Genomic DNA, 19,841 nt, shown 5'->3' on the forward strand with positions numbered 1-19,841 from the left:
CCAGGCCGGCCCACCACAGACGGGGGCGGACGGTGAGGCTGCAGGCGATCACCTCAGGGCCAAGCGGCGCATGGCGACCTTCTGCCGCCAGCACATCCACGCCCAGCTGCACCTGGGCCACGCTGCCGTAGAGCGGCACCTGGCTCATGGCCTGAGCCTGTAGCGCGAAGCAGGCGGGCAAGCCGTTAGGGCGGCTCAGGCGCTGCTGCAGATCGGAGCCGAAGAGCGCAGCGTGTTCACGCAGCACTTGCAGCACCAGGGTCAGGGTGTAGGGCTCATCCAGGGCAGCGGCATAGCGCCAGGCTTGTACGGAATAGGCTGAGGAGGGGATGCCTTGCAGGGTCAGGGTGAAGGGGGCGCTGTGGGCGGTGTGGGCGCTGGCACCAACGGCAGAGCAAAAGTCGTCGTTCAACGGGTTCATGGACCCCCTCCGGTTGTGGTGTGGCTCGACAGATCGTGAGGGAAGAGGGCTGCGCACAACAAGGTGAAGTGTTGCTAACTGAGGCATCCGCACGTCAGTTGTCCCGTGAATCAGGGGCGGGGGGGCAGCCCCTGTGCGGCGTATCAAGCAGGACTCAAATCCCATCGATCAGGGCGCCGGCCCGGACGCTTCGAGTAATAAGTGTGCACTCACATGTGTCGCGGTTTCTGAAGCGGGTGCGTTCTTACTGAAATGGGATAAAGCTTCGCGGCGGTGCTGAATACGATCCAGGCAGAGCAGATCTGTGATCTGCATTGGGGAGTATTCGTATGGATTTCCAACGGCGAAGGCAAGGATCGAGGGGTTTGTTGGCGGTGGCGGCGGCATTGGTCGCCTGGGCGGGCGTGCACGCCGGTGAGGTGCGGGCTGCGCCCCTCACCCCTCCTCAGCAGCCCCCTGAGCTACCTCTGGAGCAACTCACGGTTGCCGCGCTACCCGCGCCGGACGCCTACCGCCTTTATCTGTCCGATCCGACGATGGGGCATTTGGTCGATGGACGCTTGCATGTGATCGACGCCCGGGGCATGCGCTACCTGGGATTGCTGGGTACAGGCTTCGCGGGTTCGTCAACCTTGTCGCGGGATCGCCAGTCGATCCTGGTGGCCAGCACTTATCACAGCCGCTTGCAGCGCGGCACGCGCAGCGATGTGGTGGAGGTCTATGGCACCAAGGATCTGGCTTTTCAGTATGAGATTGAAATTCCGGCCAAACACGTCCAGTCGCTGCCCATGCGGACGTTGATGGGCACTTCGAACGACGGCCGATTCCTGTTCATTCAAAACGCCACGCCGGCCACCTCTGTCAGCGTGGTTGATCTGCATGCGCGCAAGTTTGTTGAAGAAATCCCGACGCCCGGCTGTTATGGCGCCATTGCATGGCCAGACCAGGCCCGGCGTTTTTCATCCGTTTGCGGTGATGGGCGTCTTGCCACCTTCGAGCTGGATGAGCAGGGTGTCTTGAAGCAGCGTAGCGTCAGCGAACCGTTTTTTGATCCGGACAAAGACCCCATCTTTGCGCACTATCAGTGGAGCGGCTCCCGCCTCACCTTTGTTTCGTACCGCGGGCAGGTGCATGAACTGGACCTGCGTGGCACGGCGCCGGTGGCACTCAAACCCTGGGGGCTGACGGATGCCGCCGCGGCCAAGCAGGGCTGGCGCCCGGGCGGCTACCAGTTGTTCGCGCTCGATTCGCGAAGTGGTCGGTTGTATGTCGGCATGCACGACAAGGGCAGCGAAGGGTCGCACAAGAATCCGGCCAAAGAGATCTGGGTTTTCGACAGCCAAACGCAGCGGCGCATCGGCCGCCTGCCCGGGCAAGGGGCGATTGGCATGGCTCTTTCTCATGAAGACAAACCGAGCCTGTTTGTGTTGAGTGCGATGGAAAACCGTTTGCTGTCCTTCGCCCTGTCTGAGCGACCACCGCTTGCGCGGTTGTTGCACCGCTCGGAGCCCGTGGGTGAAACGCCGGTCTACATGGAGATGCAGTGACATGAGTACCTTGCTGCCCCTGCTCGACCCTGTGCTCTGGCACGCCGCATCGTCGGTTCTGGCTGCGGTCCTGCTTATCGGCGCGGCGGAGAAGCTGCGTGAACCCGAGATCTTTCGCAGCGCCATCGACAACTATCAACTGCTGCCGCCAGCCGCTGTGGGGGGGATGGCTCTCGGCTTGCCCTGGGTCGAGGGTTTGGCCGGCGCCCTGCTGTTGCCCACGGGCACCCGCACGATTGGCGCGGTGCTGGCCTTGCTGGTGATGCTGGCCGTTACGGCCGCGATCGTCATCAACCTGCAGCGCGGGCGTGACCGCATCGACTGCGGTTGCGGTGGCGATACCCACACGCCGCTGAGTGCCGGCTTGGTGGCGCGCAATCTGGTGCTCATCCTTTTGTCGCTGGCGGCGACGGCGTCGCCATCCGCCCGTCCTTTGACCTGGCTGGATTTGTTTGCCACCAGTGTCAGCACGCTATTTCTGTTGGGTTTGTACAGCGTCGTCACGACGTTGTTGAGCCATCAATCGCAATTGTCAGACTTGAGGAATGCGCCATGAATGACGCCCTGATCATCTCCAATATCGTGCTGTGGGTGGCGGTACTCGCCCTGCTGCTCGTTGTGCTCGCGCTGTCGCGCCAGATCGGCATTCTCTATGAGCGCATCGCGCCGATGGGGGCCTTGATGATGGACAGCGGCCCCAAGGTTGGCGACGCGGCGCCGCGCTTCGAGCTGCCGACACTGGGTGGCACCACGCTCGCATTGGGCGGCGCCGATGCGCAGCACAGCCACACGTTGCTGTTCTTCCTCTCGCCGACTTGCCCAGTTTGCAAGAAGCTGCTGCCGATCCTGAAGTCGGTTCGCAAGGCCGAAGGGGCGGGTTTGCAAATTGTTCTGGCCTCGGACGGCGACCGGCCTGAGCATGACGAATTCCGGCATCGTGCGGGCCTCACGGATTTTCCCTACGTGCTCTCTACCGAACTCGGCATGAAGTACCAGATCAGCAAGCTCCCCTATGCGGTGTTGATCGATGGCTCGGGCCGCATCAGCGCCAAGGGGCTGGTGAACTCGCGCGAGCAACTCGACAGCCTCTTCGCCGCGCGCGAGTTGGGGGTGGCGTCTGTGCAGGACTACCTCGACGTCGCGGGCTCCCAAGCCGGTCATAAGCACGCACTGTCGAAGGAGCACGCATGAAACGCCTATTCCAATTCATCGACGGCCTGACCGAGCGACGCGTCCGGTCCCTGGCCAGCAACACCTCGCGGCGCAGCGCGCTGGTCAAGGTTGGCAAGGTCATGGTGGCCAGCGCCTTCACACTACCGGTTTTGCCCTTCGACCGCAGCTCGCAGGCCTTTGCCGCAGGCCATGGCGGCAGCGGCGGCGCGAAAGAACCTTCAGAAACGGATTGCGACTACTGGCGCTATTGCTCGGTCGACGGCTTCTTGTGCTCGTGTTGCGGCGGCAGCACGACAAGTTGCCCGCCCGGCACCTCGCCCTCCAAGGTCACTTGGGTAGGCACCTGCCACAACCCCATGGACGGCAGGGACTACCTGGTCAGCTACAACGATTGCTGCGGGCGCACGAGTTGCGGACGCTGCATGTGCAATACCAACTTCGGTGACCGGCCGGGCTACCGGATGGGGGTGCACAACGACGTCAACTGGTGCATGTCCAATGACAGCTCGGTCTACCACTGCACCGTGTCCATCATCGTGGGGGTTGCGGAGCAATGAAGATGAAGATCAGCAAACCAGCGGTCGCCGTGGCCTGGGGCCTGGCACTTTGCGCCGTGCTGTCGGGGCCCGTGCGGGCGGCGGAGCCGGCGCAGGTTCAAGTCCCTGCGGGCCAGGCGGTGTTCGAGCGGCAATGCGTCGCTTGCCACCAGGCCGGCGGCAAGGGCATGGCGGGTTTTGCGCCAGCCTTGGCGGGCACCCTGGCCCATGCGTTTGAAACCGAGGATGGCCGACGTTATGTCACCTGGGTGCTGCTCAACGGTTTGAGTGGCCGCATTCTGTCCCAGGGGCAAACCTTCACCGGTGCGATGGCGAGCCAGGCGGCCCTCTCGGACGCAGAGCTTGCGGATGTGGGTAACCATCTCGCCCGCGATCTCAATGGCGCGGCCACTGCACCTTTCACGGCGGAAGATTTTGCCCGGGCCCGTGTGAAAACGGTGCCGCACAAAGAGATCCGCGAACTGCGCGCGCGCTTGGCCCCATGAAGAACCGCCGCCTCCTTTCTACGGCTGCGCTGGCCGTGGCGCTCGTCAGCAGCCTGGACGGTGCCACCGCAGGAGAGGGGGCGGGCGCGCCGTACGTCCGACACGACCAGGGCGCCCAGCGCGCCCAGCGCAATTACACCCAGTTTTGCAGCGGCTGCCATTTGCCCGATGGCAGTGGGGCGCCGACCAAAGGCATTCCGTCCATGCAGGGCATGCTGGCCCGATTTCTCGGTGTTCCGGGGGGGCGCCAGTACATCGTCCAAGTGCCCGGGGTTATGAATTCGGGGCTGAAGGACGGTGAGGTCGCTGAGTTGATGAACTGGCTGGTCGGGCAAATGTCGCCGGAGAACGCGGCGACGCCACCCCCAGGCTACTCACCCAGTGAAATCGCCATGTTGCGAAGCACGCGGCCCGTGGATGTGCCCGCGGCGCGGCGCGCGCTGATCCAAAGGATGGCGCTGCCGGAGTCGGGCCAGAGGGCGCCTTGAAGTTTTTTTCCAAACGTACAAAAACACCCAGGAGATGGCCATGAAGACTTTTCTCAATACCCTGAACGGCCAGTTGGTGGCCTCCCCCAGTACCTTTGAGTCCTTGAACCCCGCCACGGGCGAGGTGATTGGCCTGGTGCCGCAGTCAACACCGGAGCAGGTCGCGCAAGCGGTGGCTGCTGCCAAAGCCGCCCAACCCGCCTGGGCCGCCCGCTCGGACGAAGAGCGTAAGGCCTTGACCCTGAAAGTGGCAGCCGTCATCGAAGCCAACGCCGATCACCTGGCCCAATGGGTCACCCGTGAGCAGGGCAAGCCCCTGGGCGGCGTGGGCCCGGGCCAAGTGCCGGGTGCCCGCTTTGAAATCTGGGGTTGCCAAGTCTGGTCGCAGGTCACCGCCTCGCTCGACCTCCCGATGGAAGTGGCCTTTGAAGATGAGACCCGCCGCGACGAGGTTTATCGCAAGCCGTTCGGCGTGATCGCTGCCATTGCGCCCTGGAACTGGCCTTTGCTGATTGGCATCTGGCAGATGATTCCCTCGATCCGCGCGGGCAATACCGTGGTGATCAAGCCCTCCGAGTACACCAGCATCGGCACGCTGGAGTTGGTTCGCCTGATCGCCGAAGTCCTGCCGCCGGGCGTGCTCAACACGGTGAGCGGCACGGGCCAGGTGGGGGCCTGGTTGGTTGAAAATCCGGACGTGAACAAGATCATGTTCACCGGCTCCGGCTCGACGGGCGCGAAGATCACCGCCGCCGCCGCGCGCAACCTCACGCCGACCACGCTGGAGCTTGGTGGCAATGACGCCGCCATCGTGCTGCCCGACGCGGACCCCAAGGCCATCGCGATGGACCTTTTTTGGGGGGCCTTCCTGAACATGGGACAGACCTGCGCGGCCGCCAAGCGCCTCTACGTCCACGAGAGCCTGCATGACGCGCTGGTGGCCGAGCTCAAGGCCATTGCCGAAGCCATGCCCATAGGCAATGGCGCGGACGCGGGCATCGCCATGGGGCCGATCCAGAACCGCATGCAATTCGACAAGGTCGTGTCGCTGGTGGATCAGGCGCGTGCCGGCGGCGCCACCATTGTGTGCGGTGGCCAGCCGACGGGTGGGCCAGGCTATTTCTATCCGCTGACGCTGGTCACGGATATCGCGGACGGCGCCAGCCTGGTGGATCAGGAACAGTTCGGGCCGGTGCTGCCCATCATTCGCTACAGCGATGTGGAGGCGGCGATTGCCAGCGCCAACCGGCTCGATGTGGGCCTGGGCGCCTCGGTGTGGTCCAAGGACATCGCCAGTGCCAAGGCGGTCGCCAGCCGCATTCAGGCCGGCACGGTCTGGATCAACCAGCACGGTGCCATTCACCCGATGGTGCCTTTCGGCGGGGTCAAGCGCTCGGGCTGGGGCGTCGAGTTTGGCGTGGACGGCCTGAAGGCGGTGACCCAGGCGCAGGTGATCAGCGTGAAGAAGTAAGCGGTGGGCATGCTGCGGCGAGGCGCTCGGTAAACGGGGAGGGGTTACTCCACCCGCCGGGAAAGTACTTAGCCCTTCGGCGCTATGGTCACGCGCTTGCAAATTGATGAAACTCCGGATCGCAGACCCCAGTTCTGCGGTTCGGAACTTCATCATGTCTCTCGCCAGCCCAATCTCAGTCTCCCGCAGCGCGCGTGCCCCGGCATCAATGTCCGGCGACACGGTGTTCGTGCGCCAAGTTTCAACCCACGAAGTCGACGAGCACACCGAGCTTCTGGGTGACTGGAGCTTGTCCTATGACCAACTGGACCGTGGCGCTTTTGAAGGCGGCTTCGTCGACATCCGCTGGCCGGGCATGCAGTTGTTCGTCGAGACGACGAACCGGCGCCTGCGCCAGCGCGGCGGGTTCTCGCCAGACACTTTGGCCCTGGGCACCCTGGTTGCGGGCGATGGCGAAATGCTTTGCAACGGCCGGCGCAGTGGGCGGGACTCCTTGATGGTTGTTCACGGTGCAGAAATTGACTTCTGCTCACCGACGAACTGCGCCGTCGCAGGTTTCGTGGTCGACCACTACGGTTTGCTTGAAGCCACTGCGTCAGTGCCGGCGCTGCCGGATGCGTTCAAGTCCGCCGTGACGGTCATCGCGAACCCGCCCGAGTCTGCGCGGGTACCGCTGCGCGCGCTGTTGCAGTCTGTCACCGAGACGGCGCTCCGCCACCCGAAAGCGTTGCAAGACCCGAATGTTCAACAAGGGATTCGTGACGATCTGCTGTTGGCGCTGGAGGGCGCGACGGGGGCCGCGGTGCCGGACGATGCGGCCTGCGCCGATACTCGCCGCAAGGTGGTCGACCGGGCCTGCGAGATCATGCTCAGCCAGCAAGACAGCCCGCCGACGCTGCTTGAAGTTTGCCAGCGGCTGGGCACCAGCCCGCGCAAACTGGGCTACTGCTTTCAGGACATTTTGGGCCTCAGCCCCGCCCGCTACATCAAGACCGTTCGTCTCAACGCGGTGCGGCGTGACCTGCGGCGTGCCGCCGCGTCGCATACCAGTGTTTACGACGTTGCGGCGCGGTGGGGGTTCTGGCATTTCGGGCATTTCTCGGCCGACTACAAACGGCAATTCGCGGAACTGCCTTCCCAGACCCTGCGGGGTGCGATGCTGGCATGATGGTCGTATCATCGGCGCCGCACTTTTCCTGACCGCTAATGCCGATTCTCGACGCCATGTCTGAAACGCCCTCTGCAAACCCCACAAGCTCTGCAATCCCGTCAAGCCCTTTGCCTGCCCCCACAACCGCAGCGAGCGAGATTGATGCCCTGATTGCCAGCCCGAACTGGCATCGCAGTTTTGGCGCCTTGGTCGACATGCTGGACAAGCCCGGTTTCTGGACGGTGCTGATTCGCTATTTGCGCGATGCGGTGGCCTTCGACAACTGGGTGGCTTTGGTGTTCCATCGCGATGCCCGGCCTGAGGTTTGTGCCGAGAGCCCGGCCGCGGGCGGCGGCAACGACCTGCTGTTCAAGGACTATCTGGAGAGCTTTTACCTGCTCGACCCGTTTTATCTGGCCAGTTGCGATGAGCCTCGCGCGGGCCTGTTCCGCATCGACGATGTGGCGCCCGACAACTACGAGGCCGAAGATTATTACCAGCGCTACTTCCAGTTCAACATCGTCAAGGACGAGGTGCAGTTCAATCTACCGCTGGACAAGGGCGGCGTGCTCAGCCTCTCACTGGGCGCGGCGCGGCGTTTCACGGCGGACGATATGTGCGTGCTCAGCGCCATCACGCCCTGGATGCTGGCGCTGATGCGCCAACGCATGCGCTTCGAGGCGCGGCCGCTGGAGGGGGCTGTCGAAGCCGCGCTGCGTGGCACCCGCTCTGCCGAAGCGCTGCACGAAACCCAGCACGAAGCCCCGCACACTGCGGAGCGTGAGCCCGGCGTTGTCAACATGCCGCTGGGCTTGACCGCCCGCGAGGTGCAGATCGTGCACCTGATGCTCAGTGGGCACTCCTCGAAAGGCATCGCCCAGAAGCTGCAGATCTCTCCCGAGACCGTGAAGGCGCATCGCCGCCACATCTACACCAAGATGGGCGTGCGGTCGCACCCCGAGTTGTTCAGCATCCTGATTCAGGCCGGCGCCCTGCCGATGCGCCGGCCGCCAGAGCCCGACCTTTGAGTGGCCAGGCGCCGCGCGGTCCCGTCTTGCCGATCAGGTCATGGCGCGGTGTTCGCGCATCAGGCGCAGCAGGCGTTCGTGGTCGATGGCTTTGTAGGTCTTGCCCAGGGGGCGAATCAGGCTCATGTCTTGCGCAGCGAGCATGGCGTTGATGACGGACTCTTCACAGGCCAGTGCGGTGGCGCGGCTGAGCTCGTCGGTGAGGTTGTCCTCCAGGCAGTTCAGCGGCTTGACCGCGGCGCCGTGATGCAGCTCTGCGCTCGCCCAGCGGCGGGTGTTGGCCGTGCTGAAGGCCAGCATCAAATCGCCTGAATTCACGCCGCCCGTGGTGCCGGTGCGGGTGATGCCCAGGCAGCCACGCTTGGCCAGACGTTTGAGCTGCACCGGGTTGAGTGGGGCGTCGGTGGCCACCACCACCACGACCGAGCCGGTTTCGCCCATCGCCAGTTCGGTCAGCGGCGCGTCTTCGGGCCACAGCTGGCCGATGGGCACGCCCAGGATTTGCAGGTCCTGGCGGGCGCCGAAATTGGCTTGCACCAGCGCGCCCACGGTGTACTGCTGGCCTTCAATCTCGACGCAGCGGCTGGCGGTGCCGGTGCCGCCTTTGAACTCATAGCACATCATGCCGGTGCCGCCGCCCACATTGCCCTCAGCCACGGGGCCGCTTCGCGCGCTGTCCAGGGCCTGGGCCACATGCTCGGGGCCAATATGCTGGCCATTGATGTCGTTGGTGGCGCCGTCGTAGGTCTCAGCCACCACGGGCATGAACCAATGGTGGTGGCTGCGCACCGCCTCCACGTTCTCGATCATCCAGTGGGTCAGGCCGTGATGCACCATGCCCACGCTGTGGCTGTTGGTGATGGCCATGGGGCCGGAGAAGTAGCCGGCGTCGTGAATCCAGTGCGTGCCGGTCATTTCGCCATTGCCATTGAAGGAGAACTGGCCGGCCCAGACGGATTGGTCTGCCCCTGCGCGACCCCGCGGGAAGATGGTCGTCACGCCGGTTCGCACCGGGCCCTTGTTGCCCTGCCAGGTGCTACCCGGCTCGCAGCGCGTGTACATGCCGACCTCGACACCGGGCACATCGGTGATGGCGTTGAAGGGGCCGGTCTTGCCCACGAAAGGCAGGCCGAGGTCGCGGCCGCGGGGCTTGGCGTTAGCTTGGGTCATGTTGTTCAGGGCTGTTCGTTCAGAGCTTCGCCGAGCGCGCCGATCAGGGCATCGATTTCGGCGCGTTCGGTGTTGAATGGGGGGGCGATCTGCAAGGTGTCGCCGCCGCAGCGCACATAAAAGCCGCGCTCCCAGCAACGCATCGCGATTTCGAAGGGCCGGCGGGCCGGCTCACCCGGCAGGGCGGCGACGGTGATGCCTGCAGCCAGACCGAAGTTACGCACATCGGTGACATGCCGGGCGCCCTTCAGGCTGTGCACGGCCGACTCGAAGTAGGGCGACAGTGCACGCACACGTGCCGGCGCGTCATCGGCCTGCAGCGCATCGAGCGTGGCCAGCGCGGCAGCACAGGCTACCGGGTGGGCTGAGTAGGTGTAACCGTGCGGGAACTCGATGTTCAGCTCCGAGCCGCTGGCCTCCATGAAGGCCTGGTAGATCTCGGCCTTGGCGACCACGCCGCCCAGCGGGATGACGCCGTTGGTGATCTGCTTGGCGAAGTTGATCATGTCGGGCGTGACGCCGAAGGCTTCCGCCCCCGTCCAGGCGCCGGTGCGCCCGAAGCCGGTGATCACCTCGTCAAAGATCAGCAGAATATTGTGCTGGGTGCAAATCTCGCGCAGGCGTTGCAGATAGCCCAGGGGCGGCACCACCACCCCGGCTGATCCGGAGAAGGGCTCCACGATGACTGCGGCGATGTTGGAGGCGTCATGCAGCGCGATCAGGTCGAGCAAGTCGTCGGCCCGGTGCGCGCCTTGCGCAGGCATGCCGCGGCTGAAGGCGTTTTCGGGCAGCAGGGTGTGGGGCAGGTGGTCGGCCTCGACACCGCTGCCATAGAGCTTGCGGTTGCCGACGATGCCGCCCACGCTGATGCCGCCGAAGTTGACGCCGTGGTAGCCCTTGCTGCGCCCGATGAAGCGCGTCTTGCTCGCCTGCCCCTTGAGGCGCCAGTAGGCGCGCGCCATCTTGAGCGAGGTGTCGGCAGCTTCCGAGCCCGAGCCGACGAAAAATACATGGTCAAGGCCGGTCGGCATCAGCGAGGTGATGCGCTCGGCGAGTTGGAAGGACAGCGGGTGGCCGAACTGGAACGCCGGCGAATAGTCGAGCGTGGCCACTTGGCGGCTCACGGCCTCGACGATCTCGGGACGGGCGTGGCCAAGCCCGCAGGTCCACAAGCCCGAGAGGCCGTCAAAGATTTTGCGGCCGGCTGCATCGCGGTAGTAGTTGCCCTGGGCTTCCACCAGAATGCGTGGGTCTTTTTTGAACTGCCGGTTGGGCGTGAAGGGCATCCAGTGGGCATTGAGCTGCGCTTCGGTCAGGCCGGCAGGCCGTTTGGCCGACGAGGGGGGCGTCATGTTCATGTCTTCAGTCTCCAATGTTTGAAAGGCGCCAGCGGCGATGCGTTGCCGGCTTGCGCGGGGGTCAGGCCTGGACGGGAACCGCGGCGCTGTGGCGCTCACGGAAGGCGATCCAGGTGGACAGCAGGGCCAGCAAGGCAAAGCCGCTGGCCAGGGCCATTGCGGCGGGGTAGCCGCGCTGCTCGGCCAACTCGCCCGCCAGTAAGGGGGCCAGCGCCAGCCCGAAAGCCTGTGCAGAGGGCGTCAGGCCCACCGCCAAGCCTTGGGCGTCCCAGCGGCCCAGCACAGCCATCTGCACCACCATCAGGGCATTCCAGAGCAGCACGAAAAGCCCCAGATTGAGCAGATAGCCCGTCGGGTTCAAGGGCAACAGCAGGCCCAGTGGCACCAGTGCAGCCAAGCCCAGGCCCAGCAGCAGCATGCGGCGTTCGCCCAGGCGCTCGGCCAGCCAGGGGGCGCCCAGAGAGGCCAGCAGTGCCGGCACATTCGAGATAGCCAGCCACAGGCCGACATCTTCTGCGCTCAGGTGCGCCAGCACACCCACGCGTTCGATAAAGGCCCAGTACACGCCAATGCAGGCAAACAGCAGCAGCACGGCCGCCAGCCCCGCTTTGGCGGGTCGGTCCAGCGGCAAGTGCCTGGCCGGGCCTGAACTGACGCGGGGCAGATGGGCCAGGCGCAGTGCGGCGGCACCGGCCAGCAAGGTCAGCAGCGTGAGGCTGGCGTAGATGCCCGGCACGCCGAAATGGCGCGCGGCGTAGGTAAAGGCGAACAGCTCAGCCGCGCTGGTGCTGACCTGCGCGCCAACGGCCCACGAGAAGGCACGCTCGGGTCGGCTTGTCACCCCCAGGCAGGCCACGGCGGCAGGCATGGCCAGGCCCGAGGCGACGCTGGCCCCCAGCCTGACGGCGAGGAAAGGCGCAAAGCCGCTCACCACGCAAGACGCCAGATTGCACAGCGCCAGGGTCACCATGCCCAGGCCAATCAGCGTGCGGGCCTGCACTCGGCTCAGCAGCCAGGGGCTCAACGCGGCGGTGATGGCCATGCCCAGGGTTTCGGCCGAGGCGATCTGGCCCAACTGCTCGGGCGAGAGGCCGCGCAGGTCGGCCAACGCACCGAGGATGACGGGCAGCCCCAGAAAGCTGGCTGCCGCCACGCAAATCACACCGATCAGCGTCCATTGCTGGGCGAGTGTGTCAAAGGGCGAGGGGGGGCTCGCCGGAGTCGTAATGCTCATGTCGTGGCCCTGGAGCGCGTGCTCAGCGTTCGCTGGTGGCGCGCAGGTTGTCGCTGGTGAAGAAGTCAATCGTGAATCGCTTGTCGGTCGTCTCGCTGAGCCAGCGCACGTCTTTGCCGGTGCCTGTGACCAGGAAGTCGGCGAGGTAGCGTTTTTGCGCCAAGTCATACTGCACGAACGACGAGCTCACACAGGCGCTGCCCAGCTCCCAGGCCGGAATCAGGCTGGCCTCGCGCAGCTTCCACAGTGCGCCTTGAGCGTCGTAGTCTTCGCCCACCAGCACCAGCCAACTGTCTTCGTCAACGTAGAAGACCTTGCGCGGCGCCAGGTGGCGCATGCCCTTTTTGACGGTGGCCTCGACCACCCAGACGCGGTGCGTCTCGTAGCGGCGGTTCGACGCGTTGATGTAGTTGGGGCCGTAGACCTCGTCGCGTTTGGCCGTGAAGTCATTCAGGCGGAAGGTGTTGTAGGGGACCAGAATCTCTTTCTTGCCCACCAGCTTCCAGTCGAAGCGGTCCAGGTTGCCGATGAACATCTGCGTCTGGTCGATGGTGTACTGGTTTTCGAAGCCGATCTGCGGCGCGTCATAACCGTAGGACGGCATGCGGCGCACCCGGCGTTGGCCCGGGAAGTAGAAGTAAACCTCGTTGTCCTTCGCGCCAAAGCTGGCCTTGGCTGCCAGGCTCTGGCCGGCCAGCGCAACGGGCGCGTTAAGGGTGAAATAGGTGGCGGAGAGCACGTCGCCCACCTCTTGCGGGCTGTGCGTGCCCTTGGCGCCGGACGGGAAGTATTGGTGCAGCGGGCCTTCGGTGATGATCCAGCTGCCGCTGCCGCCTCGTGGCGACACCATGGTCAAGGTGTCGGGGTAATCGGCGCCCACACCCGCGTAGCGCGTCTGGAAGTTCCACATCACCTGTGCGCCCGTGGTGGGCAAGGGGAAGGGGACGCCGGGCAGCGCAGCCTGTTGCAGAACGGTGCCGTCCTCCGAGAGTTTGGCGCCGGTCACGTTGCGCTTGGTGTTCTCCAACACGAAGTCAGGTGCCGTGCAGTTGCGGTGTGTGGGATACACGTCCATGCGATACCCGCTGCTTTGCTTGAGCATCTGCACCTGACCGGGGGTGAGTTTGTCACCCTGCTTGTCGGCCGAGGCCGCATCGATGCTGAACAGCGCCTTTTCGTCCTTGTACTTCCAGGCGGCGTCGCGCAGCTTGCCGGGCACCCAGCCCGCGGCGGGCTTGTTGGCGCCTTCCCACGCCGTTACGCCGCCGCTGGCCGTACGTTCACCACCCAGAGGGGTAAGGGAATTCCCGAGCTTGTCGGCATCATGCTCAGCGGCGGCGGCATTGAGGCCGTGCAGGCTCAGCAGGGCGGCCAAGGCCAGCAGGTGCGTCGCGGTCTTGCGGGTGGGATGCGGGTTGCGGTTCATCGTGTGGATCTCCGGTCATTCCATGGAATAGGGGCGCGGTGTCGGTACAGGGCGGTGCAGGTGCAGGTGCAGCGCATGCCATTGAGACGCTAGCATTGTTGAGCGGTCTTGCCGATGCGGCCAATCACCGCGACGTGTTACGTCCTTGGTAGTACGTGCTTGACTGGATGGACGCTGCGTGTTGTCAGGGTCGAGACTGCGGCACGCTCAGGCCGATCTACGGCCACAACCTTCGGATGAGCACCGCGATCTGCACCACGCCAACAGGAAGCAACGCCATGACCACCTGCCCCAAGACTGCCCTGCACCGCCTTGCCCTTGCCGCCAGCCTCTGTGCCGCCGCAACGGCCCAGGCCGCCACTTTCGAGACTGAATCGATCAAGGGCAACTTTGACTCGACCGTGTCGATTGCCTTGGCGCTGCGAACTGCCGCACCGTCTTGCGACTTGGTGCTGCAAGGTGCCACGGGCTCCGGCGCACCCGCCGGCTGCATGTCGCCTTTGTCGGCTTTGGGCGACCAGGGCAATTTGAACTACGGCAAAGGCGATTTGTTCGCCGCCCAACTCAAGGGCACCCACGAGCTGCTGCTGAAGCTGCCCGAGGATGTAACCTTCATGGCGCGCGCCAACTGGGTGCGTGATTTCGCCGCCACCCGCACCACGGGGCTCACCAGCGCGACCACGCCACCGGGCCTGGACCATAACCTCGCCGATGATGCCCATGAAGACCTGAAGTTCAAGGGCCGGCTGCTCGACCTGTGGGTGAGCAAGAAGTTCCAGATCGGCGGGCAGGATGCGCGCATCCGCGTGGGCAACCAGGTGGTGAGCTGGGGTGAGAGTCTGTTCCTGCCCGGCGGCATCAACGCCTCGAACGCCATGGACTACATGCGCCTGTCGCAACCGGGCACTCAGTTGAAAGAGGTTTTTCTGCCGGCGCCCATGGTCAGCGTGGCCAGCGGCCTGGGCCACGGGCTCAACGCCGAAGCCTATGTGCAAACCGATTGGAACCGCAGTTACTTGCCGCCCACCGGCAGTTACTGGTCGGTGGTGAACGGCCTGGGCAAGGGGCATGACACCTATGGCCTGGCCGATATCGGCGCCCGCAAGACGGGGCAATGGGGCGCTTCTTTGCGCTACCAGCCCGATGGCACCCAGCTCAATCTGGGCCTGTACGCCATGAACTATCACGACAAGACGCCGCAGTTCAGCTACAACATCAAGAACAGCGGCACCATGGGCTGGACCTACCCTGAAGACCGCCAGATGCTGGGCATCAGCGCCAACTTCCCCGTGGGTGAATGGGCCGTGGGGACCGAGCTTTCCTATCGACCCAAAGACGCGGTGGCGCTCAATTCCAACGCCGGCTGCACCTCGCAGAACGGCAATTGCTGGGTCGATCAAAAGCGCCTGCAATGGCACCTGACCGGCCTGCTGAGCCTGCAGCCCAGCGGCACCGGACAAGACGTGTTGAAGGCGCTTGGTGCTGACACCGGCACTTTGCTGGCCGAAGCCGTGGTGATTCACTTCCCCGGTTTGAACAACAGCTACGGCGGCGACCCGATCTCCGCCGGCGGCTGGGGCTGGGGCAATGAAACGCCTGCAACCGCAACCACGGGCGTCCCCACAGCGGTCGGGACCAAGACCTCTTCGGGCATCAACTTCGACTTCAGCCTGACCTATGACGGCACGGTGATCGAGGGCTGGCAAGTGGTGCCCGAGGTCTACTACTTCCAGGCTTTGTCGGGCCGCACGCCCAACAGTTCGGCCATCTTCATGGCGGGTGCCAAGTCGGTGAACTTCGTGGTGTCTTTGCTGCAAAATCCTGCGTCCTGGCAGTTCGCCCTCAACTACACCAAGTTCTGGGGCGGCTCCTCGCCGTTGGATCAACCCTACAAAGACCGCGACTTCCTGGGCGTGGTGCTCTCGCGCAACTTTTGACGCGCTGCCTGGACTCACATGACTGATACCCAAAACCAAGGCGACACCGCCACCCGCGTGCTCGCTCGCATCGAGGCGGCGCTGTTCTCGGCACGCATTCCCATCCTGATTGGTCTTGCGCTGCTGACCTTGATCTTTGGGTGGTCAGCCACGCATTTGCGCATGGAAGCCGGCTTTGAAAAGCAGATGCCGCTGGGGCATGAATACATCACGGCGTTCAAGGAGTATCGCGACGATCTGCTCGGGGCCAATCGACTGAACATCGTGGTCAAGGCCCGCAAGGGCAGCATCTGGACCGTGGCGGGTCTGACGCGGCTCTATCAGGTGACGCAGGCGGTGAGTTTTCTGCCCAGCGTCGAGCGCTCGGGGGTGCAGTCCTTGTGGACCCCCAACAGTTTTGTCAATGAAATCACTGAAGAGGGCTTTCGCGCCGAGCCGCTGATCGATGGCAGCATCGTGCCCGAGACGCTGGATGCCCCGTTGGTCGACAAGATCGCCCACGCCGCCGGCGCGGGCGGCTTTGTGGGCACCCTGGTCTCGCGGGACCAGACCAGCGCCATGATCATTGTCGAGCTCAACGAGGTGGATGCCGACGGCAAGCCGCTGGACTACGTGGCGTACAACGCCAACCTGGAGTCGCTGCGGGCCAAGTTCGAGGACGCTGACTTTGAGGTGCAGATCATCGGCTTTGCCAAGCAAATCGGCGACATCGCCGATGGCGCGCGCGGCGTGCTCGTGTTTTGTGCCGTGGCCCTGGTGTTGACGGCGCTGGCGGTGTATTGGTATTGCCATTCGCTCAGCCTGACGCTGCTGCCGGTGGCCTGTTCGCTGGCCTCGCTGGTGTGGCAGTTCGGCACCCTGCATTTCATCGGCATGGGCCTGGACCCCTTGGCGGTGCTGGTGCCCTTTTTGGTGTTCTCCATCGGGGTGTCGCACGGGGTTCAGCAGATCAACTTCATCGTGCGCGAAATCTCGCACGGCAAGAGCACCGAGCAAGCCGCCCGCGCCAGCTTCTCGGGCTTGCTGATCCCGGGCACGTTGGCCCTGGTGACGGCCTTGGTGTCCTTCATCACCCTGGTTTTTGTGCCGATTCCGATGGTGCGTGAACTGGCCGTTACGGCCTCCATCGGTATCGGCTTCAAGATCGTCACCAATTTGGTGATGCTGCCGCTGGCGGCCTCCTTGCTGACCTTCTCGCCTGAATATGCGCAAGAGGCCATGCGCCGGCGCGAACGGCGTGCGGCTGCCCTGAGCTTGCTGGCCCGCGTGGCGGTGCCGCGCAATGCGCTGGTGGTGCTGGGCTTGAGCGCGCTGGTCCTGGTGACCGCCGTCTGGCAGAGTCGCGACCGCGTGATCGGCACCTTGCAGCCTGGCGCGCCCGAGTTGCGGGAGGACGCTCGCTTCAACCGAGATGCCGTGTCCATCGCCAGCACCTACGACACCGGCCTGGACTGGCTTTCGGTGATGTTCGAGGCGCCGCCGCAGTCCTGCGAAAACATCGCCATCGGCGACTACCAGGACCGTTTCAGCGCCCGCATGGCGCAGGTCCCCGGGGTACTCTCAGTGGCTTCGTACGGCGATTTGATGCGCATCTACAACGAGGGCTACAACGAGGGCAATCCCAAGATGTCCGTGATCCCCGCTGACGCGAGCAACTACGGCGCGCTCAGCACCGAGATCGCGCGTCTGCGAGGCTATATGCGGGCCGACTGCAGCATGACGGCGGCCCATATCTTTCTCGCCGATCACAAGGCCAGCACCATCAACGGCGTGATCGAGGCGGTGAAGCAGTTCCGCGACACCGACAAGGTGGATGGCATTCACGTTCGCCTGGCGTCGGGCAATGCGGGCGTACTCGCCGCCATCAACGAAGCGGTGGAGCGCAGCGAGTTGCCGATGATGGCCTATGTGTACGGTGCCATCGTTGTGCTGGTGCTGCTGGTCTACCGCGATCCGCGCGCGGCGGTGGCGTGCTGCCTGCCGCTCACCGTGGGCACCTTCATCGGCTATTGGTTCATGAAGGAATTGCAGATCGGCCTGACCGTGGCCACGCTGCCGGTGATGGTGCTCGCGGTCGGCATCGGTGTGGATTACGCCTTCTACATTTACAGCCGTCTGCAGTTGCACCTTGCGAACGGGCAGACCATTGTCAAGGCGCTGGAGCACGCCATCCATGAGGTCGGCATGGCCACCATTTTTACCGCCATCACTTTGGCGGTGGGCGTGGCGACCTGGTCGTTCTCGGCCTTGAAGTTTCAGGCTGACATGGGCAAGTTGCTGTCCTTCATGTTCATCGTGAACCTCGTCATGGCCATGACCACGCTGCCGGCTTTGGCGGTGTGGCTGGAGCGCCTGTTCCCGCGCAAGCGCCCGGTGCGCCTGTCCGGCCTGCTGAATCACTAAGGTCATCGCGATGAAAAAACGAATGTCTCTGTGGGCGGCCCTGCTGGCCAGCGCCTTGATGCTGGCGCCCGGGCTGGCGTTCACGCAGTCTGACCCGGCCAGCTCGGTTGCGGGCGTGCTTGCGCGCAAGGCCCTGGCCATCAAAGTCAGCGCCCCTGAAACCAACCCGCTGCTTGCTGCGGCCCGCGCCGGAAACCGCTTGGTTGCGGTGGGCGCACGCGGCATGGTGCTGTTGTCTGACGACAACGGCAAACAGTGGCGTCAGGCGGCTGAAGTGCCGGTGCGGAGCATGCTCACCAGCGTGAGTTTTGTGGATGCGCAACGGGGCTGGGCCGTGGGCCATGACACCAGCATCCTGGCCACCACCGACGGCGGCGAGCACTGGCAGTTGCAGCATTTCGATGCCGAGACGGATCGCCCGCTGTTCTCGGTTCATTTCTTTGACGCTCGGCAGGGGGTGGCGGTGGGGCTGTGGTCGACCATCCTGACCACCGACGATGCGGGCGTGAACTGGCGTCAAGTCAAGGCGCCCGCTCCGCCCGAAGGCGGCAAGGCCGACCGCAATCTCTTCAGCCTGTTTGCCAGCCCGGCAGGCGCGATCTATGCCGCCGCCGAACGTGGCGCCGTGCTGCGCTCGAAAGACCGGGGCGTGAGTTGGGAGTACTTGAGCACCGGTTACAAGGGTTCGCTCTGGACCGGCCTTGCGCTGGATGAACAGACCCTTGTGGTGGCCGGCATGCGCGGCACGGTGTATCGAAGCGATGACGCCGGAGCCCACTGGGCGAGCGTGCCTTCGCACACGCAAAGCTCCGTCACCCAACTGGCACGCCATGGCCAGCAGATGGTTGCCGTGGGTTTGGATGGCGTGATGCTGCGCAGCGACGATCAAGCCCGTACGCTGAGCTTCGCCCAACGTGACGACCGCCTCAAGCTGACCGCCGCCATCACCGCTGCTGACGGCAGCCTGCATCTCTTGTCTGCGCAGGGCGTCGTCTTGCCCTGAGCGTGGCAGTACGCTCAACGCGCGGCCGGCGCGTAAACCGCGATTGAAGCAAATCGTGGTTCAATCTTGCATGACTGCGTCGCGCCCCCCGTCCATGCCCGGTTTGCTGGCCTTTGAGGCGCTGGCGCGGCTGCGCAGTGTCACGCTGGCGGGCGAGGAGTTGAGCGTCACGCCCAGCGCCATCAGCCACCGCATCAAGCAGTTGGAGGCGCAACTGGGGGTGGTGCTGTTTGGTCGCAGCGATTTCACGCTCAGCCATGAAGGTGCGCTCTACCTGGCGCGTGTACGCGAGGCGTTGGCGCTGCTGGCGCAGGTGCCGGGCCGCGGGGTGGCTCCGGGCCCGACGCGGCTGCGTGTGGCGGTCACGCCGACCTTTTCGCGCCAGATCTTGCTGCCGCGCCTGGCGCTCTTTCGCCACGCTTATCCCGAGATCGAGCTGGTGCTGCAGGTCACCATCCCCGTGCTCAATGTCTCGGCGGAGGAGGCGGATATCGAACTCCGCTTCGGCCCTGGCCCGCAGGCCCAGTTCAGCGACCGCGAGAGCGTGCATCTGGCCGGCGACGTTGTCACGCCGGTGTGCAGCCCTGATTATTTGAATGACTTTGGCCCGTTTGACGGCTTCGACACGGCCGAGCAGATCGCCCGCGCGCGCCTGATCCGCAGCCCGCTTGAACCCTGGCGAACCTGGTTCACCGCCTGCGGGATCACGCAGAATGAGCCGCTCACCGGCGCGCAGTTCAACGACATCGGCCTGGTGCTGGACGCGGCGGTGGCCGGTTTTGGCGTGGCGCTGATCCGGTTGAAGCTGGGGGCAGCGTGGCTGGACAGCGGGCGCCTGCTGCGGCTCTCGTCGCGCGAGGTGCCCTCGCCGCATCACTACTTCTTGTGCTGGAAGCCCGGCGCGTTGCAGCGCTGGGAGTGCGCCGCTTTTGTCGACTGGCTGCAGCACGCCCTGGCCTGATCACCCTCAGGTCCGGCGCGACCTGTGTT

18 protein-coding genes are annotated in these 19,841 nt (G+C 64.6%); 13 read left to right on the forward strand and 5 right to left on the reverse strand.

Features of this window, described 5'->3' with window-relative positions; all coding sequences use genetic code 11:
• Positions 1–421, reverse strand: a 421-nt coding sequence (locus PRZ01_RS14410) for a hypothetical protein (RefSeq protein ID WP_273597497.1), incomplete at its 3' end; no start/stop codon positions are given.
• 329 nt (positions 422–750) lie between these two features.
• On the opposite strand from PRZ01_RS14410, the gene PRZ01_RS14415 reads away from it, so the two are divergent.
• The 9 genes from PRZ01_RS14415 (at position 751) to PRZ01_RS14455 (ending at position 8,320) form a co-directional block, all read left to right on the forward strand.
• Positions 751–1,968: an amine dehydrogenase large subunit gene (locus tag PRZ01_RS14415; RefSeq protein ID WP_273597498.1), complete on the forward strand. Its 1,218-nt coding sequence runs from the start codon at positions 751–753 to the stop codon at positions 1,966–1,968.
• 1 nt (position 1,969) lies between these two features.
• Positions 1,970–2,524, forward strand: a complete 555-nt coding sequence (locus PRZ01_RS14420) for a MauE/DoxX family redox-associated membrane protein (protein WP_273597499.1) — start codon at positions 1,970–1,972, stop codon at positions 2,522–2,524.
• Positions 2,521–3,159 carry a methylamine dehydrogenase accessory protein MauD gene (gene mauD / locus PRZ01_RS14425; protein ID WP_273597500.1) on the forward strand — a complete coding sequence of 213 codons (639 nt, stop codon included), beginning with the start codon at positions 2,521–2,523 and terminating at the stop codon, positions 3,157–3,159. The genes PRZ01_RS14420 and mauD overlap by 4 nt, the downstream gene beginning before the upstream one ends.
• The gene (locus tag PRZ01_RS14430; protein ID WP_273597501.1) at positions 3,156–3,698 is read left to right on the forward strand and encodes a methylamine dehydrogenase light chain; all 543 of its coding nucleotides are present in this window, start codon (positions 3,156–3,158) and stop codon (positions 3,696–3,698) included. Before mauD ends, PRZ01_RS14430 begins: the two co-directional genes overlap by 4 nt.
• 2 nt (positions 3,699–3,700) lie before the next feature.
• The gene (locus PRZ01_RS14435; RefSeq protein WP_273597502.1) at positions 3,701–4,183 is read left to right on the forward strand and encodes a c-type cytochrome; all 483 of its coding nucleotides are present in this window, start codon (positions 3,701–3,703) and stop codon (positions 4,181–4,183) included.
• Positions 4,180–4,671: a c-type cytochrome gene (locus tag PRZ01_RS14440; RefSeq protein ID WP_273597503.1), complete on the forward strand. Its 492-nt coding sequence runs from the start codon at positions 4,180–4,182 to the stop codon at positions 4,669–4,671. The genes PRZ01_RS14435 and PRZ01_RS14440 overlap by 4 nt, the downstream gene beginning before the upstream one ends.
• 40 nt (positions 4,672–4,711) lie before the next feature.
• Positions 4,712–6,142 carry an aldehyde dehydrogenase family protein gene (locus PRZ01_RS14445; RefSeq protein ID WP_273597504.1) on the forward strand — a complete coding sequence of 477 codons (1,431 nt, stop codon included), beginning with the start codon at positions 4,712–4,714 and terminating at the stop codon, positions 6,140–6,142.
• A 154-nt stretch (positions 6,143–6,296) separates the two neighbouring features.
• A complete protein-coding gene (locus PRZ01_RS14450; protein ID WP_273597505.1) occupies positions 6,297–7,310 on the forward strand; it encodes a helix-turn-helix domain-containing protein in 1,014 nt (337 codons plus the stop codon).
• Positions 7,311–7,420: 110 nt separating this feature from the next.
• Positions 7,421–8,320: a LuxR C-terminal-related transcriptional regulator gene (locus PRZ01_RS14455; protein ID WP_273597506.1), complete on the forward strand. Its 900-nt coding sequence runs from the start codon at positions 7,421–7,423 to the stop codon at positions 8,318–8,320.
• 33 nt (positions 8,321–8,353) lie between these two features.
• Here the strand turns inward: PRZ01_RS14455 and PRZ01_RS14460 are convergent, their stop codons facing one another.
• The 4 genes from PRZ01_RS14460 to PRZ01_RS14475 form a co-directional block, all read right to left on the reverse strand.
• Complete coding sequence (locus PRZ01_RS14460; RefSeq protein ID WP_273597507.1) at positions 8,354–9,490, reverse strand: DmpA family aminopeptidase; 1,137 nt, start codon at positions 9,488–9,490, stop codon at positions 8,354–8,356.
• Between the two features lie 5 nt (positions 9,491–9,495).
• Complete coding sequence (locus PRZ01_RS14465; protein WP_273597508.1) at positions 9,496–10,848, reverse strand: omega-aminotransferase AptA; 1,353 nt, start codon at positions 10,846–10,848, stop codon at positions 9,496–9,498.
• Positions 10,849–10,909: 61 nt separating this feature from the next.
• On the reverse strand, positions 10,910–12,082 hold the full coding sequence (locus tag PRZ01_RS14470) for an MFS transporter (protein ID WP_273597509.1): 1,173 nt from the start codon (positions 12,080–12,082) through the stop codon (positions 10,910–10,912).
• Positions 12,083–12,104: 22 nt separating this feature from the next.
• Entirely contained in the window at positions 12,105–13,508 is a 1,404-nt protein-coding gene (locus PRZ01_RS14475; protein ID WP_273597510.1) for a DUF1329 domain-containing protein, read from the reverse strand.
• A 278-nt stretch (positions 13,509–13,786) separates the two neighbouring features.
• Here PRZ01_RS14475 and PRZ01_RS14480 point away from each other — a divergent pair, with 278 nt between their 5' ends.
• The 4 genes from PRZ01_RS14480 to PRZ01_RS14495 all read left to right on the forward strand — a co-directional run bounded on the left by PRZ01_RS14480 (position 13,787) and on the right by PRZ01_RS14495 (position 19,812).
• A complete protein-coding gene (locus PRZ01_RS14480) occupies positions 13,787–15,445 on the forward strand; it encodes a DUF1302 domain-containing protein (protein ID WP_273597511.1) in 1,659 nt (552 codons plus the stop codon).
• A gap of 18 nt (positions 15,446–15,463) precedes the next feature.
• Positions 15,464–17,848 carry an efflux RND transporter permease subunit gene (locus PRZ01_RS14485; RefSeq protein WP_273597512.1) on the forward strand — a complete coding sequence of 795 codons (2,385 nt, stop codon included), beginning with the start codon at positions 15,464–15,466 and terminating at the stop codon, positions 17,846–17,848.
• A gap of 10 nt (positions 17,849–17,858) precedes the next feature.
• On the forward strand, positions 17,859–18,851 hold the full coding sequence (locus PRZ01_RS14490) for a WD40/YVTN/BNR-like repeat-containing protein (protein ID WP_273597513.1): 993 nt from the start codon (positions 17,859–17,861) through the stop codon (positions 18,849–18,851).
• A 70-nt stretch (positions 18,852–18,921) separates the two neighbouring features.
• Positions 18,922–19,812 (forward strand): LysR substrate-binding domain-containing protein, encoded by an 891-nt coding sequence (locus PRZ01_RS14495; protein WP_273597514.1) that lies wholly within the window; start codon positions 18,922–18,924, stop codon positions 19,810–19,812.
• Positions 19,813–19,841: the final 29 nt, after the last annotated feature.

The organism is Roseateles koreensis (assembly GCF_028595305.1).
GTDB classification, from domain to species: Bacteria; Pseudomonadota; Gammaproteobacteria; order Burkholderiales; family Burkholderiaceae_C; genus Paucibacter_A; species Paucibacter_A koreensis.